Annotated in this window: 17 protein-coding genes; 13 read left to right on the forward strand and 4 right to left on the reverse strand. The window is 37.6% G+C overall.

What is annotated here, in order from left to right; all coding sequences use genetic code 11:
- Window positions 1-57 precede the first annotated feature (57 nt).
- On the reverse strand, window positions 58-600 hold the full coding sequence (locus RM541_RS09720) for an NADPH-dependent FMN reductase (protein WP_311499971.1): 543 nt from the start codon (window positions 598-600) through the stop codon (window positions 58-60).
- Between the two features lie 104 nt (window positions 601-704).
- On the opposite strand from RM541_RS09720, the gene RM541_RS09725 reads away from it, so the two are divergent.
- Window positions 705-1583 carry an aldose 1-epimerase family protein gene (locus RM541_RS09725; RefSeq protein WP_311499972.1) on the forward strand — a complete coding sequence of 293 codons (879 nt, stop codon included), beginning with the start codon at window positions 705-707 and terminating at the stop codon, window positions 1581-1583.
- 527 nt (window positions 1584-2110) lie between these two features.
- Window positions 2111-3454 carry a DEAD/DEAH box helicase gene (locus RM541_RS09730; RefSeq protein ID WP_311499973.1) on the forward strand — a complete coding sequence of 448 codons (1344 nt, stop codon included), beginning with the start codon at window positions 2111-2113 and terminating at the stop codon, window positions 3452-3454.
- 319 nt (window positions 3455-3773) lie between these two features.
- Here RM541_RS09730 and lpdA read toward each other — a convergent pair whose 3' ends face one another.
- Window positions 3774-5180, reverse strand: a complete 1407-nt coding sequence (lpdA, locus tag RM541_RS09735; protein WP_311499974.1) for a dihydrolipoyl dehydrogenase — start codon at window positions 5178-5180, stop codon at window positions 3774-3776.
- Window positions 5181-5623: 443 nt separating this feature from the next.
- Between lpdA and nhaC the strand changes: the two genes are divergently transcribed.
- The 7 genes from nhaC (at window position 5624) to RM541_RS09770 (ending at window position 10529) form a co-directional block, all read left to right on the forward strand.
- Window positions 5624-7105: a Na+/H+ antiporter NhaC gene (gene nhaC / locus RM541_RS09740; protein ID WP_311499975.1), complete on the forward strand. Its 1482-nt coding sequence runs from the start codon at window positions 5624-5626 to the stop codon at window positions 7103-7105.
- A gap of 194 nt (window positions 7106-7299) precedes the next feature.
- On the forward strand, window positions 7300-7938 hold the full coding sequence (locus RM541_RS09745; RefSeq protein ID WP_311499976.1) for a peroxiredoxin: 639 nt from the start codon (window positions 7300-7302) through the stop codon (window positions 7936-7938).
- A gap of 16 nt (window positions 7939-7954) precedes the next feature.
- The gene (locus RM541_RS09750) at window positions 7955-8269 is read left to right on the forward strand and encodes a thioredoxin family protein (protein ID WP_311499977.1); all 315 of its coding nucleotides are present in this window, start codon (window positions 7955-7957) and stop codon (window positions 8267-8269) included.
- Window positions 8250-8498 (forward strand): DUF6952 family protein, encoded by a 249-nt coding sequence (locus RM541_RS09755; RefSeq protein WP_311499978.1) that lies wholly within the window; start codon window positions 8250-8252, stop codon window positions 8496-8498. Before RM541_RS09750 ends, RM541_RS09755 begins: the two co-directional genes overlap by 20 nt.
- A gap of 132 nt (window positions 8499-8630) precedes the next feature.
- Window positions 8631-9131 carry a thiol peroxidase gene (gene tpx / locus RM541_RS09760; RefSeq protein ID WP_311499979.1) on the forward strand — a complete coding sequence of 167 codons (501 nt, stop codon included), beginning with the start codon at window positions 8631-8633 and terminating at the stop codon, window positions 9129-9131.
- Window positions 9131-9496, forward strand: coding sequence for a diacylglycerol kinase (locus tag RM541_RS09765; RefSeq protein ID WP_311499980.1), 366 nt, complete (start codon window positions 9131-9133; stop codon window positions 9494-9496). Before tpx ends, RM541_RS09765 begins: the two co-directional genes overlap by 1 nt.
- 25 nt (window positions 9497-9521) lie before the next feature.
- Window positions 9522-10529, forward strand: a complete 1008-nt coding sequence (locus RM541_RS09770; RefSeq protein ID WP_311499981.1) for an alpha/beta fold hydrolase — start codon at window positions 9522-9524, stop codon at window positions 10527-10529.
- Window positions 10530-10780: 251 nt separating this feature from the next.
- Here RM541_RS09770 and RM541_RS09775 read toward each other — a convergent pair whose 3' ends face one another.
- Window positions 10781-11608, reverse strand: coding sequence for a universal stress protein (locus tag RM541_RS09775; RefSeq protein WP_311499982.1), 828 nt, complete (start codon window positions 11606-11608; stop codon window positions 10781-10783).
- 207 nt (window positions 11609-11815) lie between these two features.
- Here RM541_RS09775 and RM541_RS09780 point away from each other — a divergent pair, with 207 nt between their 5' ends.
- From RM541_RS09780 to ribB, 4 genes are all read left to right on the forward strand, one after another.
- Complete coding sequence (locus tag RM541_RS09780; RefSeq protein ID WP_311499983.1) at window positions 11816-14191, forward strand: DNA translocase FtsK; 2376 nt, start codon at window positions 11816-11818, stop codon at window positions 14189-14191.
- Window positions 14192-14252: 61 nt separating this feature from the next.
- Entirely contained in the window at window positions 14253-14894 is a 642-nt protein-coding gene (gene lolA1, locus RM541_RS09785) for an outer membrane lipoprotein periplasmic chaperone LolA1 (protein ID WP_311499984.1), read from the forward strand.
- A gap of 1 nt (window position 14895) precedes the next feature.
- A complete protein-coding gene (locus tag RM541_RS09790) occupies window positions 14896-16344 on the forward strand; it encodes an LptF/LptG family permease (RefSeq protein WP_311499985.1) in 1449 nt (482 codons plus the stop codon).
- Between the two features lie 28 nt (window positions 16345-16372).
- Window positions 16373-17521, forward strand: coding sequence for a 3,4-dihydroxy-2-butanone-4-phosphate synthase (gene ribB, locus RM541_RS09795; RefSeq protein ID WP_311499986.1), 1149 nt, complete (start codon window positions 16373-16375; stop codon window positions 17519-17521).
- Here ribB and RM541_RS09800 read toward each other — a convergent pair.
- Window positions 17518-18150, reverse strand: a complete 633-nt coding sequence (locus tag RM541_RS09800) for an NAD(P)H-dependent oxidoreductase (RefSeq protein ID WP_311499987.1) — start codon at window positions 18148-18150, stop codon at window positions 17518-17520. The two genes, ribB and RM541_RS09800, sit on opposite strands and share 4 nt — an antisense overlap.
- Window positions 18151-18153 lie beyond the last annotated feature (3 nt).

The raw sequence follows: 18153 nt of genomic DNA on the forward strand, positions 1-18153 counted from the left end.
CTGCAAGAAGCAAGAAGCAAGAAAAAGATTATTGATTTTTTAACTTTTTCCGGACATTCATTTTGATTCCTCCACCTCATGAGAAAATGTGGTCAAAACATCTTCAATTCCCATATCCAGAACTTCATTATGTACTTTGTTATCCTGAAAATTATCTGCATACGAAGGAAAACTGAAACTTTCGATAACCTGCCCGCCAAACCTGGGTAGGACACTTTTTGTAAATTCCAAGGCACTTGCAGCACCACGTGCACCGTTGGAAGTACTTATAAGCAGGATCTTTTTATCCTTCAGAAAATTTCTATCAGCACGGGAAAGCCAGTCGATGCAATTCTTGAAATAAGAAGAAACTGTGCCATTATGCTCATTAACGGCAATAATAAGAGCATCATGTTCGGCAATTATATTTTTTACAATCTTTACATCCATGGGAATTCCTCTTTCCTTTTCGAGATCTGCACTATACATAGGGAAGTCATATTCGGTAAGTTTGATCAACTTCATTTCGTGCCCCTGGATCCTTTCGGAAATATGTTTAAGCAAACGGTGGTTAATAGAAGTACTGCTGTTAGAACCGGCAAAAGCGAGAATTTTCTTCATTTTTAGATTTTATCTGAATTCAAAAGTAACTAAAACATCTTGTCCTCCGAATAAAAGAGAAATAATGATTGTAACTTTAATTCCGGAACATAAAACCTTCAGTTTTGAAAAAATTTACTATTCAGAATGAGCACCTCAGCATTTCAGTGCTTGAAAAAGGAGCTGAACTTTGCAGCATCAAAAATCTTAAAACCGAAAAAGAACATATCTGGCAGGCCAATCCTGAAATCTGGAGCAGCCATGCGCCTAACTTATTCCCGATAATTGGCATTTTAAAGGGTGGACAATATTTTTATAAAGGTAAAACTTATGAAATGCCTAAGCACGGAATGCTGCGGCACAATGAAGACATCAGGGTAAAAGAAAAAGCAGAAAATAAACTCGTTTTTGAGCTGATTTATTCTGAAGAAAGTCTAAAAACGTATCCCTTTAAGTTCAATTTCCAGATTATTTTTAAGCTGAAGGGCAAAAAACTTAAAGTCAGTCACAAAATTACTAATCTGGATAGCAAAATTATGTTTTTCTCTCTTGGAGGTCATCCCGCTTTTAATACTCCTATTAATAATGATGAAAAATATAAAGATTATTACCTGGAATTTGACCAAAATATGGATTTGAGCACGCACATCCTGAATAATGAAGGTTTAGTAAGTCTAAACACGAAGAAAATTCTTCAAAATGAGAAAAAAATTCAGCTTCATGAGCATCTTTTTGATGATGATGCGCTGATTTTTAAAAATATCCCTTCTAAAGAGGTGGCTCTAAAAAGCCAATTATCGGGTACTATATTGACTCTTGAGTATTCCGATTTTAAAAATCTTGGTGTTTGGGCAAAACCCGGCGCACCTTATGTTTGTATCGAGCCGTGGCTGGGAATTGCAGATTTGGAAGGGACAGATCAAAATCTGGAAACCAAGGAAGATATTTTGAAACTGGAAGCAGGGAAAAAATTTGAGGCTGCTTATACAATTAAAATTGAGTAAGTTAATAAATAACAGTATATTAGGTGTAGCTAAATCATCAAATATAAGCTCGAAAAATAAGGAATAAGTCCTCCCGAACTACTAAGAAACTTACCTTCTGAAATAGTATTGAAAATGGTATAGAAGTAATAAAGAAACCATGGAACATCGTAAACTAGTAAAATTCGGTATTGGAATTTTTCTCATTGAATTCTTACTGATGGGACTTTGGTATTACTGGACAAAGCCCGAATTAAACTCTGCGCTTGAAACTTTAAAAATTGTTTTATTCTTATTCGGAATAAATTTGATTCTCGGACTTATACTCTACTTTGTAAAGAAATCATTTGCATTACTATTATTAGCCAACTCTATTCTTTGTCCATTCGTTTTTTATGCTACATGGATAATGTGGTTTACCTACTGGGTTAAATATTAGGATTTCAGGAGGGAAAAAACACGTGATACTACATCTTATTTTCCATCAGACTTTTATCTTTTAATTTGGCTATCATAGCTTACCTTTGCCGCAAATTAAAATTTATACTTTGACTTTTCAGGATCTAAATCTAAATACACCCTTACGCAATGCACTGGAAGATTTAAACTTCCAAACGCCCACTCCAATCCAGGAACAGGCATTTTCTTCAATCATGTCTGGAAGAGATGTAGTGGGGATAGCGCAAACGGGAACCGGAAAAACTTTTGCTTACCTCCTCCCGCTGCTGAAAATGCTGAAATATTCTGAACAAAAGAATCCGAGGATACTTATAATGGTGCCTACCAGAGAATTGGTAGTACAGGTGGTGGAAGAGATTGAGAAGTTGGCAAAATATATTAATGTTCGGGTTTCGGGTGTTTATGGCGGAGTAAATATTAACACTCAGCACGAGAGTTTGCTGCAAGGACAGGATATCCTGGTGGCAACTCCGCGTAGATTGTACGATCTGGTTCTAAGAAGAGCGGTGCTGTTAAAATCTATTCAGAAGCTGGTGATAGATGAAGTTGACGTAATGTTGGATCTTGGATTCAAATTTCAAATCAACAATATCCTGGAATTACTGCCGCAGAACCGACAGAGCATTATGTTTTCTGCAACCATGACGGAAACTGTGGAAGAACTCATCGATGTTAATTTTAAAGCTCCGGAAAAAATTTCGGTTGCCGTTAGCGGGACTCCGTTAGAGAATATTGAGCAACGGGGATTTAAGATTCCAAATTTTAACACAAAAGCAAATTTGCTGAAGCACTTACTGCAAGACAGGGAAAATTTCAGCAAAGTATTGATTTTTTTAGGCAACAAACGTATCGCCGACAGGTTGTTTGAAATTATCGATAAAGAATTTCCGGAAGAAGCTACTATTGTCCATACCGGAAAAGGCCAGAACTACAGATTGAGAAGTGTACGCCAATTTGGTGACGGATTCTGCAGAATTCTAATCGCTACAGATGTAATGGCCCGCGGACTCGATATTGAAAATGTTTCCCATGTTGTGAATTTTGACACTCCTGCATATCCCGAAAATTATATGCACAGGATTGGAAGAACAGGCCGTGCAGAAAAACAGGGTATTTCCTTTTTGTTTACTACAGATAAGGAACAGGAAAGCCTGGAAAGTATCGAGCAACTTATGAAGCTGCAGGTGCCACAATACGATTTGCCCAAAGAAGTAGAGGTTTCTACGGAATTAATTCCGGAAGAACGCCCTCGTGCCATAGAAATAAACAATCCGGGTACAGCTGCAGACGAAGCAGGTCCCGCTTTTCACGAGAAAAAGGAGAAGAATCGTAAAGAGAATCTTGGTGGTTCTTATCGAAGGGAAATTGCAAAAAAGTATAAAAAACCTAAGACCCGTGGCGATAAACACGCCAATCGGAAAAAGAAAAAATAAAAAAGGAGGCGAAATGCCTCCATTTATTTACAAGATATCAGATAAAGATTATGTTCTGTTCTTTTTCTTAGCTGCTTTCGCTGCACGCTTTTCCTTTAGGTTAAGCACGGGCTCCTTCTTAGCCGAATTTTTTGAAGGTGATTTTTCTTTTGCCATGGTTTCTAAAAATTTTAGAATTATTGGGTAAATGTATGAAATTCAGCGATTCAAAATTTGGAAATTTTCAGTATTCCTACAAATTTTTATAGTTAGCTCCCACCATAACAAAAAAGCCCGGAATCATATGCTTCCGGGCTGTAAATTTTAATTTCTAACAGTCTTAAATATGCAATGGACGATTATCTGTTGCTGCAAGAGCTGCTTCTTTTACTGCTTCAGCAAAAGTTGGATGCGCATGGCTCATCCTTGAAATATCCTCTGCAGAAGCACGATATTCCATTGCCGTAACCGCTTCAGCAATAAGATCTGCAGTACGGGCACCAATCATATGTACTCCAAGCACCTCATCGGTCTTTTCATCAGCAAGGATTTTTACGAATCCGTCAATATCTCCGCTGGCCCTGGAACGTCCCAAAGCACGCATAGGAAACTTACCTTCTTTATACTTTACTCCTGCTTCCTTCAGTTCTTCTTCGGTTTTTCCAACAGCAGCAACTTCAGGCCAGGTATAAACCACACCCGGGATTAAGTTATAATTGATATGCGGTTTTTGACCGGCAATGGTTTCAGCAACAAAAGTTCCCTCCTCCTCTGCTTTATGAGCCAGCATGGCACCTCGCACCACATCACCAATCGCGTAAATATTTGCTGTATTGGTTTGTAAATGATCATTCACTTTTACCCGGCCTTTATCATCAAGTTCTACTCCGGCAGCTTCAGCATTAAGCCCATCAGTAAAAGGACGACGACCAACAGAAACGAGACAGTAATCACCTTTTAGTTCCACTTCCTGATCCTTTTTATCGTCAGCTTTTACAATAACTTCATCACCATTTCGCTCCACTGCTTTTACTTTATGCTTTACATAAAACTTAACGCCTTGTTTCTTAAGAACCTTCGTAAGTTCTCTGGCAAGGGCGCTGTCCATTGTAGGAATAATACTGTCCATAAATTCCACGACGGAAACTTCAGCACCAAGTCGCTTATAAACCTGGCCTAGTTCCAGACCAATCACTCCGCCACCAATAACAATCATGTGCTTCGGAATTTCCTTCAGCTTAAGCGCTTCAGTAGAAGTGATCACCCGCTCTTTATCAAGCTCGATAAATGGCAAATTTGAAGGTTTGGAACCTGTGGCTATAATTATATTCTTAGCTTCAATAGTCTGAGTTTCGCCTTCAGAATTCTCAATTTTGATATGCGTTTTATCTTTAAAAGACCCTACTCCCTGGATGACATCAATTTTATTTTTATCCATCAGGAATTTCACTCCGTCGCAAGTCTGGCTCACTACAGAAGATTTCCGTTTCATCATTTGCTCCAGGTTCACTTTTATGTCGCCTGGAATATCAATCCCGTGTTCTTCAAAGTGCTCTACAGCATCATGATAATAGTGCGAAGAATCCAATAAAGCTTTACTTGGAATACAACCTACATTTAGACATGTACCTCCCAAAGTTGGATATTTTTCTATGATTGCAGTTTTCATTCCCAATTGTGCGCAGCGTATGGCCGCCACATAACCTCCGGGACCTGAACCTATTACCGCAACATCATATTTACTCATAATTCTATGTTTTTTTATGTTGATTTCTTAACGAATAGTAACAAAAGTACGACTATTCTCTTCAATGACCAATGCTGAAAAGAGGCTTTGTAAAAATTTAAGTACTACAAAGTTGACGAACAATACGTAATTATATAATTAAGAATAAATACGTATATAAATAAGTATATGATAAAAAATATTTATCATTACTGCTTTTTTATAAATAGAACCTGAAACGACTGAATAAAAAAATAAAGCGAATTGAAATTGTAAATGTTTTACTTCTGTTATTCGGCAGAAATAGATTAAAACTTGTCAAATTTTGTTTAAAATCGTAACATTACAGGCTAAACAGGCAAAGGGAAAGAATATTGGCTAAACGGAACATTCTCCTGAATTTGAGAAAATAATTTAATACTGACTTCTTCCCTGCCTATTCCTTAAGAAACCACAAACGCTGAATGGAAAACGAAAACACCTCCTTTAAAAATGAAAAAATTGAAGAAAACAGGGAGCTGAGTATTGGGGAAGCATTAATTCCCGTCTTTGCCTTAATTGCTATGCTGGCTTTTAATGTTTTTGTTTTTAAAGATGCAGCACTTGATGGTTCAAATCAATTCATTCTCCTTCTTGGTGGAGCTGTTGCAGCTATCGTGGGCTACTTTAATAAAGTAGACTACGATAAAATGATAGATGAAGTAGCAGGGAATATACAAAGTACCACAGGAGCAATTTTAATTTTATTAATGGTAGGAGCTCTTGCCGGGACCTGGATGGTGAGCGGGATTATTCCTACCATGATTTACTACGGACTCCAGATTCTTAATCCAACAATTTTCCTGGCGGCCTGCGTCATTATTTGTGCTGTTATCTCTGTGGCTACGGGAAGTAGCTGGACGACTTCGGCTACAGTAGGGATCGCTTTAATAGGAATTGCCGAAGCTTTGGGAATATCGGTAGGAATGACTGCCGGGGCAATACTTTCGGGAGCCTATTTTGGAGACAAACTTTCTCCGTTGAGTGATACTACCAATTTAGCACCAGCCATGGCCGGAACAGATTTGTTTACACATATACGGTATATGACCCTCACCACAGTGCCAACAATTATTATTACGCTTATTGTTTTTGTGATTATAGGGTTTAATATTGATACTTCAGGAACTACCGATACTTCTGCTATTTTAGATTCCATAGAACAATCTTTCAGGATTTCTCCCTGGCTCTTTTTAGTTCCGGTATTAGTTATTGCTCTTATTGTAAAAAAGACCTCCCCTTTAATTGCACTTTTAATAGGAACATTACTTGGAGCTATTGCCGCGCTTTTCTTTCAGCCGGATATCATAGCGCAAATTGCGGGTACGGAAAGTCTTGATCTTATTAGTGGTTATAGAGGTATTATGCAAGCTATTACTGTGGACACTGCGGTTGAAACCAGCAATGAAAATTTAAATGATCTTTTCTCTTCCGGTGGTATGGCCGGTATGTTGGGAACAATATGGCTGATAATCTGTGCTATGGTTTTTGGTGGAATAATGGAAGCCATTGGAGCACTGGCAAGAATAAGTAAAGCACTTTTAAACATGTTCAACACAGTATTTGGATTGTTTGCCAGTACCGTTTTCAGTTGTCTTGCGTTGAACTTAACTGCTTCAGATCAATATTTGGCTATTGTTGTGCCGGGAAAAATGTTTGCTAAGGCTTATAAGGATAAAGGTCTTGCTCCTGAAAATTTAAGCCGCTCTCTGGAAGATTCGGGAACAGTTACCTCTGTACTTGTTCCCTGGAATACTTGCGGTGCATATCACAGCGGTGTTTTAGGAGTTCCTGTGATGTCATATTTTGGTTATGCTTTCTTCAATTATTTGAGTCCCTTCATGACGCTCATTTTTGCTGCTTTTAACATTAAAATCAAGCAATTAAGGGATAAATCTACTACTTAAAAGATCGGAAAGCTCCTTATTTTATTGTTGATTCCGACATAAATAGAATTTTTCTATATTTTCTTTTCATAATTATAAATAAATACTATTTACACATAAGGATTTAAAATTTAAAACTTTAGATTTCCTGCCTTCATTCCCTAAATTTGCACCAGAATTAGAAACGAAAATCAAACTTTAAAATTAATTATAATATGTCATTAGTAGGAAGAAAATTTCCAAATTTAAGTGTAAACGCAATGAATGATATGGGCGATACTTTCAAGCTTAATATTCTTGAAGAAGCTCAAAAGAATAACAAAAAAGTTCTTCTTTTTTGGTATCCTAAGGATTTCACCTTCGTTTGCCCTACAGAATTGCATGCTTTTCAAGAAGCGTTAGAAGAATTTGAGAAAAGGAATGTAATAGTAATTGGTGCGTCCTGTGATACTCCTGAAGTTCACTTTGCATGGTTAAACACTCCTAAAGATAATGGTGGAATTGAAGGTGTTACTTATCCTATTCTTGCAGATTCCAATAGAAATCTAAGCTCGAGGTTAGGTATCCTGGACATTACTAACGAATCGTACGATGACGAAACAGGAGATTTAACTGTTGAAGGTGATAACGTAACTTACCGTGCGACTTACCTTATAGACGAAGAAGGAACAATCTTCCATGAAGGTGTTAACCACATGCCACTTGGTAGAAATGTAAAAGAATTTCTTCGTTTAATAGATGCTTATACTCACGTACAGGAAAAAGGAGAAGTCTGCCCTGCAAACTGGGAAGAAGGAAAAGAAGGAATGAACGCAGACAGAGAAGGCGTTGCATCTTACTTAAGTGTAAACTAAAGAATCAAAGACTGCTATGGTAAATGAAATAGATCAAGATAATTTAAACGAGTTGGTTGCTGAAAACGAGACGGTTGTTGTGCAATACATGGCCGGCTGGTGTGGTAACTGCCGATTGATGAAGCCTAAGTTTAAAAAACTGGCTTCAGAAAATGAGAATGTCAGGTTCTTAATGGTAGATGCCGAAAAATTTCCAGAATCCAGAAAAATGGCAAATGTGAATAACCTTCCAACTTTTGCAACTTTTAAGAACGGAACTTTTGTGAATCAGGTTCAGACCAATAAATTTGAACCGTTAAAAGAATTAGTAAATGAAGTTACCAGTAATTAAACACCTTCAACGGAACAACGATGTTGAAAAACTCGAAAATACCATTGAAGTATTGGAAAACTTCACCGAGCACAGATCTGTTTCTGATGAGGAAATGGATGTAATCGGAGAATTACTTACCAATCTTTGTGGAGCTGTTGAGGTTCATAAAATGATAGAAAATGGTGATTCTGAAATGGACGCCGCAAATAATTTTGTGAAAAAAGTTTTAGGTTCTATAGATAAATAACTGCTTTTATTACAAAAATATAAAAATGCAAAAGGCTGCTTTTAATTAAAAGCAGCCTTTTCTGTTTTATGATAATTTTAGTATTACTCAAGCAGTTAAATCCTAAATTTATCTTTCAAAAAAAAATTACTTATGTCACAGATAACTTTCAGGGGAAATAGAGTCACCACTTATGGTGACCTTCCTGCAAAAGATGAAAGAGCACCGCATTTTGAACTCGTTAAAACAGATCTTTCCACAGCTACTTTAAATGATTTTAGAGGAAAACGCGTGGTGATGAATATCTTTCCAAGTATAGATACAGGAGTTTGCGCAACTTCAGTCCGGAATTTTAATCAAAGAGCTTCAGATTTAAAAAACACAGTTGTACTCTGTATTTCCAGAGATTTGCCTTTTGCTCAAAAACGATTTGTAAATGATGAAGGACTGGAAAACGTTGTCAATTTATCAGATTTTAGGGAGAGAAATTTCGGGAAAGATTATGGCCTTGAGATGTTAGATGGTCCTCTGGAAGGATTATTGTCCCGGGTTGTAATTGTTCTGGATGAAAATGGTAATGTTATCCACAGCCAACAGGTAGCAGATATTGCTGAAGAACCAGATTATCTCGCAGCGCTAAAAACGCTTTTATAATGAGAGACAGTTTCCTCGGAAAACGTATTAGAGGAGGAGGCTATGCAATGAAGGGTGCCTGGTTGTTATTAAGACATGAACCAAGTATCCAGGTGCAGTTTGTAATAGCTATTGCTGTAACTATTGCCGGACTCGTTTTTGATATTACCAGAACCGAATGGCTTTTTCAGATAACTGCTATTGGTCTTGTAATGGGTGCTGAAGGCCTAAATACCGCTGTAGAAGCTATGGCTGATTTTGTGCATCCAGATTTCCATAGTAAAATTGGACATATTAAAGATGTTGCTGCAGGAGGAGTATTTTTCGCAGCTGTTGTTGCTGTCATTATAGCAGGATTTATTTATTTTCCTTACATCTTCCCGTAGTTTTTTGTGACTAAAATGACTTGTTATGCTGAACAAATGTTACATTATCCTCTTTGCAGTTATTACTTTTTTCCCGGTGATTTCCCAGGAAACAGAAGATCTTCAGGAACTGGATTTGCGGCTTACAAGTTACGAATATCCTTATTCAGTAGATTATTTTGAGGTAAACGCACAGCAGGAAATAAATGAAATGGCTTATATGTTTATTGAAGCCGAAAATCCTAATGGAGAAACTATAATGTTGCTCCACGGAAAGAACTTTAATGGCGCTTATTGGGAAACGACTATAGAAGCACTTTCTGCTGAAGGATTTGACGTTTTGGTTCCAGACCAAATTGGTTTTGGAAAATCCAGTAAACCAAATTACTTCCAGTATACTTTTCAGCAACTGGCCTTAAACACGAAGAAGCTTGCCGAATCATTAGATATAGAAAAAATGAATGTGCTTGGGCATTCCATGGGCGGCATGCTTGCTACTCGCTTTGCCTTAATGTATCCTGAAAACACCAAAAATTTGATCCTCGTCAATCCTATAGGCCTGGAAGACTGGAAACTGAAGATACCTTACCAGAGCGTAAATGACTGGTATCAGCAGGAACTTAAGAAGGACTACGAAGCAATAAAGAGTTATCAGAAGGAAAATTATTATGCCGGAGACTGGAACGAAGATTATGCGGAATGGGCGAAACTATTAGCAGGATGGACACTCAGTGAAAATTATCCTATTATTGCATGGAATGCCGCGCTTACTTACGACATGATCCTTACCCAACCCGTGTTCTATGAATTTAGTGAATTAAAGGTTCCCACCCTTTTAATCATTGGTACCCGTGACCGCACCGCACTTGGAAAAAACTTGGTTTCAGAAGAGGTAAAAGCCACTATGGGTCTTTATGACCAGCTTGGGGAAGAAACCAGGAACAAAATTCCTAACGCAAAACTTGTGGAAATCAAAGATGTGGGTCACCTTCCACATATTGAAGCTTTTGACCGGTTCATTAATCCGCTTTTGGAGTATCTTCAGAAGAATTAGAGTACTGAAAATTGCCATTTAGAGGCCCTTCCTAGTTTTTGACAGCGCAGCCCTATTATTCCTGTTTACTTTCGATTTAAAAATTACCACTAATTTACGAAAATCAAAAAGTGAGTTATTTCCAAATCATAATAAAAGGAAAGGCCGATAATTGGCATTTTTAAACACCCGTTTTGCATAACAGCAAAGAGACCGTTTTATCATCTTAATCCGCTTTTGGATTATCTAAAAAATAAAATTCCGCCAACATCTTACACTCCTCCCTCCCCTTGCGGAGATAAAAGTGGGATAGATAATACAGGAACCGAGGATCTGGAAGCCATCATCCGGGTTTTACTTCTGTGAACCAGAGACTCCCAGAAGTTATATTTCTGCGGAATCATTACCAACATATCTGCCGGTAATTTGTTGATCTCGCTTTCAATTTCTTTAATAATTTCTTCTGACTTTATTTCTTTGAACTCATACTCCGTTCCCTGGAATTCATTTTCAATATCCCTCGAACATTTCTCCTCCGTCTTAGACAGCACATGAAAAACCTCAATTTTCGCACTAAAGAAATCTGCTATCTCTTTCACTTTATCCGAAATTTCCTTTTTTCCTTCTTTAAGTTCGTCATAGGCGAAAAGAATGTTCTTTATCACATCAAATTTCGCTTTTTGAGGAATTGCCAGCACAGGATAGCTGTGTTTCATAATCGCTGAAGTTGTCGTATTGCCAAAGATATCCTGAGCCACAGACTGTCCTGCCATTCCCATCACAATAAGATCTGCATCATATTTTTCATAAAGCCGTTCCAGTTCTTCAGAAACCTCGACCATTAATTCAGATTCAAATCTTATATCAATAGAGAACTTTTTGCCTATAGCCTCACATTTGGACTTCAGCAAATGCTTGTTTTCCTTGATTAGATGGTCCAAAGCCGACGCTGGTAGCATTGTATTTGCAACATGAAGAGGAATTGTGAACGAATTGAAAAGGATAATCCTCGCTCCTGTTTTTTGAGCAAAACCGGCTGCATAAGCCAAAGCGTTTTCTGACTCCGGCGAAAAATCTGTAGCAACAATTATAGTTTTCATAACTAGAAGTTTAATAAGGCAATAGAAACTGATCATCTCACGTTCCTAAACCTATAACAAATTTACAATTTCACTGAAGCTATGAACTGACAATTATCATACTCCGCCCAATTTCAGAACAAAAAATGTTAATTTTAAATACCTAAAGCTTTTCCTTATTTTAGATGAGGCTAATTTGTATTTTTGCCGAAATACTCCAAATCATATATGGCTAAAAAGAAAGCTAAAACCAGAAAAAATCCTGCAAATAAAACCTCCAAATTCACTTTTAAGCTGAACAGGCAACAGAAAGTGGTTCTTGGAAGTTTTTTAATGTTGTTTGGATTGGCTTTACTTGTAGCTTTCATCTCTTTTTTGTTCAATTGGCAGGCAGACCAGTCTTCTTTGGATCACCTGGCAAACCGGCAAATCGAATCAAAAAACTGGCTTAGTAAATTTGGAGCCGTTATTAGTGACTTCTTTATTTACCAGGGCTTTGGCATTGCCGCCTTTGTTATTTCCTTTCTTATAGGTCTTACCGGTGTTTACCTCTTCTTTAATTTTAAAAGAAGTAACCTTCAAAAATTCTGGTTCTGGGGAGTCCTCGTAATGATTTGGTTGTCTTTATTCTTTGGATTCTTTGCGGAAGAAAATCCTTTGCTGGGAGGAAGAATTGGTTATGAAATAAACGATTACCTTCAGGATTATTTGGGGTTCTTTGGAACTGTTTTGCTCATGACATTCCTGTTTATGGTCTATCTCACCCTTCGATTAAAAGTTACTCCAGAGCTTATTGGAAGTTACGTCAAGAAGTCTAAAAAGGATTTTCAATCTGAATTTGACAAGAAATCTGGCGGAGATATTTCAGAAACAGAAGAAGAGAAAGACTGGAAGGAAGAAGTAATTCTTAAAAAGCAGAAAGCTGAAGAAGAATCTGCTTCAGAAATAAAACTGGAAACAGTAACACCGGAAGAAAAGAAAGCTACGCCAACAGTTACTCCTGCTCCAAAGAAAGAGCAAAACGACGAGGTAGAAATGGAGGTCGAAACACCTCCTGAAGAAGATGAAGTAGAAGATAATTTAAGCAAAAAGCTGGTAAGTGATTTTGGTGAATTTGATCCTACTCTGGAGCTAAGCAATTATAAATTCCCGACGCTGGATTTGCTAAAAGATTATGGAGGAGGCATTACTGTAAACCAGCAGGAACTTGAAGAAAATAAAAATCGTATTGTAGAAACTTTGCGCAATTACAAGATAGAAATTGCCCAAATAAAAGCTACGGTAGGTCCTACAGTGACCTTATACGAAATTGTTCCCGAAGCAGGAATCAGGATTTCAAAAATTAAAAACCTGGAAGATGATATTGCATTGTCTCTTTCAGCACTTGGCATAAGGATTATTGCTCCTATTCCGGGTAAAGGAACGATTGGTATTGAAGTACCTAATAAAAATTCCACAATTGTATCTATGCGTTCGGTTATTGCCTCTCCTAAATTTCAGAATGCCGAGATGGAACTTCCCATGGCTTTAGGAAAAACAATTTCGAATGAAACTTTTGTAGTAGACCTTGCAAAAATGCCTCACATGCTAATGGCAGGTGCAACGGGGCAGGGTAAATCTGTTGGTCTAAATGCTATTTTAACTTCGCTTTTATACAGCAAACATCCTGCAGAAGTCAAGTTTGTACTGGTAGACCCAAAGAAAGTAGAACTTACGCTGTTTAATAAAATCGAGAGACATTATCTGGCCAAGTTACCCGATACTGAAGAAGCTATTATTACTGACAATACTAAAGTTATCCATACTTTAAATTCTCTTTGTACCGAAATGGATAATCGTTACGAAATGCTGAAAAACGCAATGGTTCGTAACCTTAAAGAGTACAATGTAAAATTTAAAAACAGAAAACTTAATCCTGAAGACGGGCATCACTTTTTGCCATATATCGTACTCGTGGTAGATGAGTTTGCAGATTTGATTATGACCGCGGGAAAAGAGGTGGAAACTCCAATTGCCCGACTGGCACAACTTGCCCGTGCGGTGGGAATCCATCTTATAATTGCCACACAACGACCTTCGGTGAATGTAATAACGGGTATCATTAAAGCGAATTTTCCAGCAAGAATAGCGTTTCGCGTAACTTCAAAAATCGATTCACGTACAATTCTGGACAGTCAGGGAGCAGATCAATTAATTGGCCGGGGGGATATGCTTTTCACGCAGGGTAGCGAAATGAAGCGTTTGCAATGCGCTTTTGTAGATACTCCCGAAGTTGATAAAATCACAGAATTTATTGGTTCACAGAAAGCATATCCAGATGCTCACCTTCTGCCAGCTTACGAAGGGGAGGATAATGGCACAGGAGTTGATATAGATGTGAGCGAGAGAGACAAACTCTTTCGGGAAGCTGCCGAGGTTATCGTTACGGCGCAACAAGGTTCTGCTTCTTTGCTGCAGCGAAAATTGAAACTTGGCTACAACCGTGCAGGAAGAATTATTGATCAACTGGAAGCAGCAGGAATTGTTGGCCCCTTTGAAGGAAGCAAAGCACGGCAGGTATTGATTACAGATCTTGCGGCACTTGACCAATTGTTAAACGAATAAAGCCTTTTTAGGCATGTTAAAAGGACAGAATATAAATTTTGTCCGAAAAAATGTAAGTGTAATGAAAAAATTAATCTTTTTATTTTCTATTTTAATCAGTGTAGGCTTAAATGCTCAAAATTCTGACAAAGCAAAAGCTTTATTAAACGAGGTATCTTCTAAAGTGAAAGGTTACGATAATATGGTAATCGATTTTAAATACGCACTGGAAAATACTGCTGAGAATGTAAGTCAGGAAACCCGCGGAGACGTCAGCATTAAAGGTGATAAATATGTTCTAAATTTAATGGGAACTACCCAAATGTTTGACGGTAAGAAAATCTACACGATAATTCCTGAGGATGAAGAAATCAATATTTCAACTTATGTAGAAGAAGATAGTAATAACATTACGCCTTCAAAAATGTTTTCTTTTTATGAAGAAGGTTATAACTACAAATGGGATATTACCCAGGACGTAAAAGGCAGAAAAATCCAATATATAAAACTTATTCCGCAGGACAGCAATGCCGAAGTAAAAGATATACTTTTAGGAATAGACTCTCAAACAAAACATATTTATAACCTTATCCAGACACAGGATAACGGCACCAAAATAACAATTACTGTAAAAACTTTTAAAACAGACCAGCCGCTTGCGCAAAGCTTGTTTACGTTTGATGAAGATAGATATTCCAGCTATTATATTAATCGGTTAGATTAAATTGAAGATACTTGACAGGTACATATTATTAAGTTTTCTAAAAACCTTCTTTACTGTTTTTATAATTCTTATGTTCATTTTTGTATTGCAGACGATCTGGCTCTACATAGGTGAACTTGCAGGAAAGGACCTGGACGTAGAAATAATTTTCAAGTTTCTACTCTACTTTTCTCCTAAACTTGTGCCTCTGGTCCTGCCGCTCACTATCCTTCTTACTTCCATTATGACATTTGGAAGTTTTGCTGAAAATTACGAATTCGCAGCAATGAAATCTTCTGGTATTTCACTGCAAAGAGCAATGAGCGGACTTACAATCTTTATATTTTTTGTGAGTCTTACGGCTTTCTTTTTTTCAAACAATGTAATTCCCGCAGCAGAATTTAAATCTATTAATCTTAGAAGGAATATCGCTAAACTAAAGCCGGCTATGGCTATTAGTGAAGATATCTTTAATGAGGTTGGCGATATAAATATTAAAGTTGATGAAAAAAGCGGGGATAACGATCAATATCTTACCGATATCATTATCCATAAAAAAGGCCCCCGAAGTGGAAATTATACTGTTATGAAAGCTACGGAAGGTGAACTCGTGGGCAGCTCAGATTCAAATGTTCTTTCCCTCGTCCTCAAAGATGGAAATTACTATGATGAAGTACAACCTAACGACGCTGCAAAAAGGAAAAGCAAACCTTATGCGAAAAGCTATTTCGAAGAATATGCGATAAATATCGACCTTTCAGAATTTAATAATGTAGACCTGGAAGATGAGAATTACCACAGCACGCAAGGTATGCTAAACACTTCTGAATTAAGAGAGAGTATAGACTCTTTTTCTACAGATTATAACAAGGAGGTAAAAGTTTTTAAGGAAAGCATGTTTACCCGTTCTGGTGCTGCTACCATGGCGCTTAATTACAGACCTGCAGACACAACAATAGCTATTGGAGAATCACTGTTAGATCTTTATAATACGCAACAAGCTGCTCAAATCGCCGGTTTTGCTACAAGTTCGGCAGAAGCTGCATTATCTCATCTAAAATTGAAAAAGGAGGAATTTAAGGTAAGTTTCCGGCAGATCAATAAATTCGAAATAGCCTTGCATGAGAAGTATGCTTTGGCTGCAGCTTGTTTTGTCCTCTTCTTTGTGGGTGCACCGTTGGGTGCCATTATTAGAAAGGGAGGAATGGGATTACCCATGGTTGTTGCAATATTATTATTTCTCACTTATCATTTCATAGGAATATTTGCCAAAAATTCTGCTGAAGATGGCAGTATCAGCCCTTTCATCGCCACCTGGCTTCCCACCTTTATTATGCTTCCGCTGGGAATGTTTCTTACTTACCGTGCTACCACAGATCAGGGCCTTTTTGCTTTTGATAATCTTTTTGAACCCATTAAGAAGGTCCTCAAAAAAGCTGGAATTATAAGGAGCAAAGACAAAATAGATTAAATATCTTTGAAGCTGAAAATATATTATAATGCAAGAAACTAACGCCAATCTGAATCCAATAAAGTTAGATAACATAAAGGATGCTATTGAAGATATCCGCAACGGAAAAGTAATTATTGTTGTTGATGATATCGATAGGGAAAATGAAGGAGATTTTGCAGCCGCTGCAGAAAAAGTGACCCCTGAGATGATCAATTTTATGGCGACACACGGGAGAGGACTTATCTGTGCTCCTATTACTGAACGCCGATGCAAGGAATTGCAACTCGACATGATGGTTGGGACTAATTCAGATCCTATGGAAACTGCTTTTACCATTTCTGTAGATCTAAAAGGCCGAGGTGTAACTACAGGAATATCGGCATCAGACAGAGCTAAAACCATCCAGGCCTTAATTGATCCTGAAGTAAAACCTTATAATTTAAGTCGCCCCGGACATATTTTTCCGCTGAAAGCAAAGGAAGGTGGCGTTTTAAGAAGAACCGGGCATACTGAAGCTGCCATAGATTTTGCCAGACTGGCGGGATATGCACCGGCTGGTGTAATTGTAGAAATTATGAACGAGGATGGGAGCATGGCCCGCTTACCTCAGCTTATGGAAGTTGCACGTAAATTTGATCTTAAAATAGTTTCTATAGAAGATCTTGTTGCTTACAGAATGCAACATGATTCCTTAATTGAGAAAAAAGAAGATTTTGATATTGAAACGAGGTTTGGAACTTTTAGGTTAAGGGCTTACAAGCAAACTACCAATAATCAGGTACACATTGCGCTTACCAAAGGCACCTGGAGTGCCAACGAAGAAATTCTGGTGCGCATGAATTCTACTTTGGTTAATAACGACATATTGGGAACGCTCACCAATGATGCTGATAAAAAACTGGATACAATGTTTCGTGCTGTTAATGAAGAAGGACGCGGAGCAATTGTTTTTATTAACCCTGCCAATCAATCGCTGAACCTGCTTAATAGGTTGGGAGAATTAAAGGATATACAGAAGAAAGGTGAAATGAAAGCTCCTCCTGTTAATATGGACAATAAAGATTTTGGTATTGGGGCACAAATTCTACACGATCTGGCAATACATAAAATGAAATTATTATCTAATTCCCAACAGAAAAAACGTGTGGGAATGGTAGGTTATGGACTTGAAATAACCGATTATGTAAGTTATTAGCCAATCTCAATGATTACGTCCTCTAAAGGCCGTCTTACCTTCTTAAAGCTGGAGAATTGATCGTCCTCTGCACGGTATCCTACAGGAAGCACGAGTACAGATTTTAAATTGTGTTCTCCCAGATTAAGATATTCATCATATTTTTCCGGTTCAAAACCTTCCATGGGGCACGCATCAATTTCTTCAGTTGCGCAAACGGTGAGTAATGTTCCCAAAGCGAGATATGCCTGATTAACCGACCACAGCGCAATTTCATTGTATGGTTTTGAATTAAAATCGTTTACCAGGAACTCTTTAAAAGGAGTTAATACCTCATCCGGAGTCTTCCTGATGCTTTTAACCCTCGTAAAATAATCCTCAATAAATTCGGAACCCACTTCCTTTTCTATACAAATAATCAGGATATGGGAAGCTGTGCTTACTTGCTGCTGATTCATACTATAACTCTTCAGCTTCTCCTGAATTTCCTTATTTTCTACAACTACCATTTTTATTGGCTGCAGACCGTAAGATGTCGCTGTAAGATTAAAAGCTTTTTTTAAAATATCAACTTTTTCAGAAGGAAGAATTTTTTCAGAATTAAACTTTTTTGTAGCGTAACGCCACTCCAGCGCTTTAATATTTCCCATAGT

This window comes from Autumnicola psychrophila (assembly GCF_031846645.1).
GTDB classification, from domain to species: Bacteria; Bacteroidota; Bacteroidia; order Flavobacteriales; family Flavobacteriaceae; genus Autumnicola; species Autumnicola psychrophila.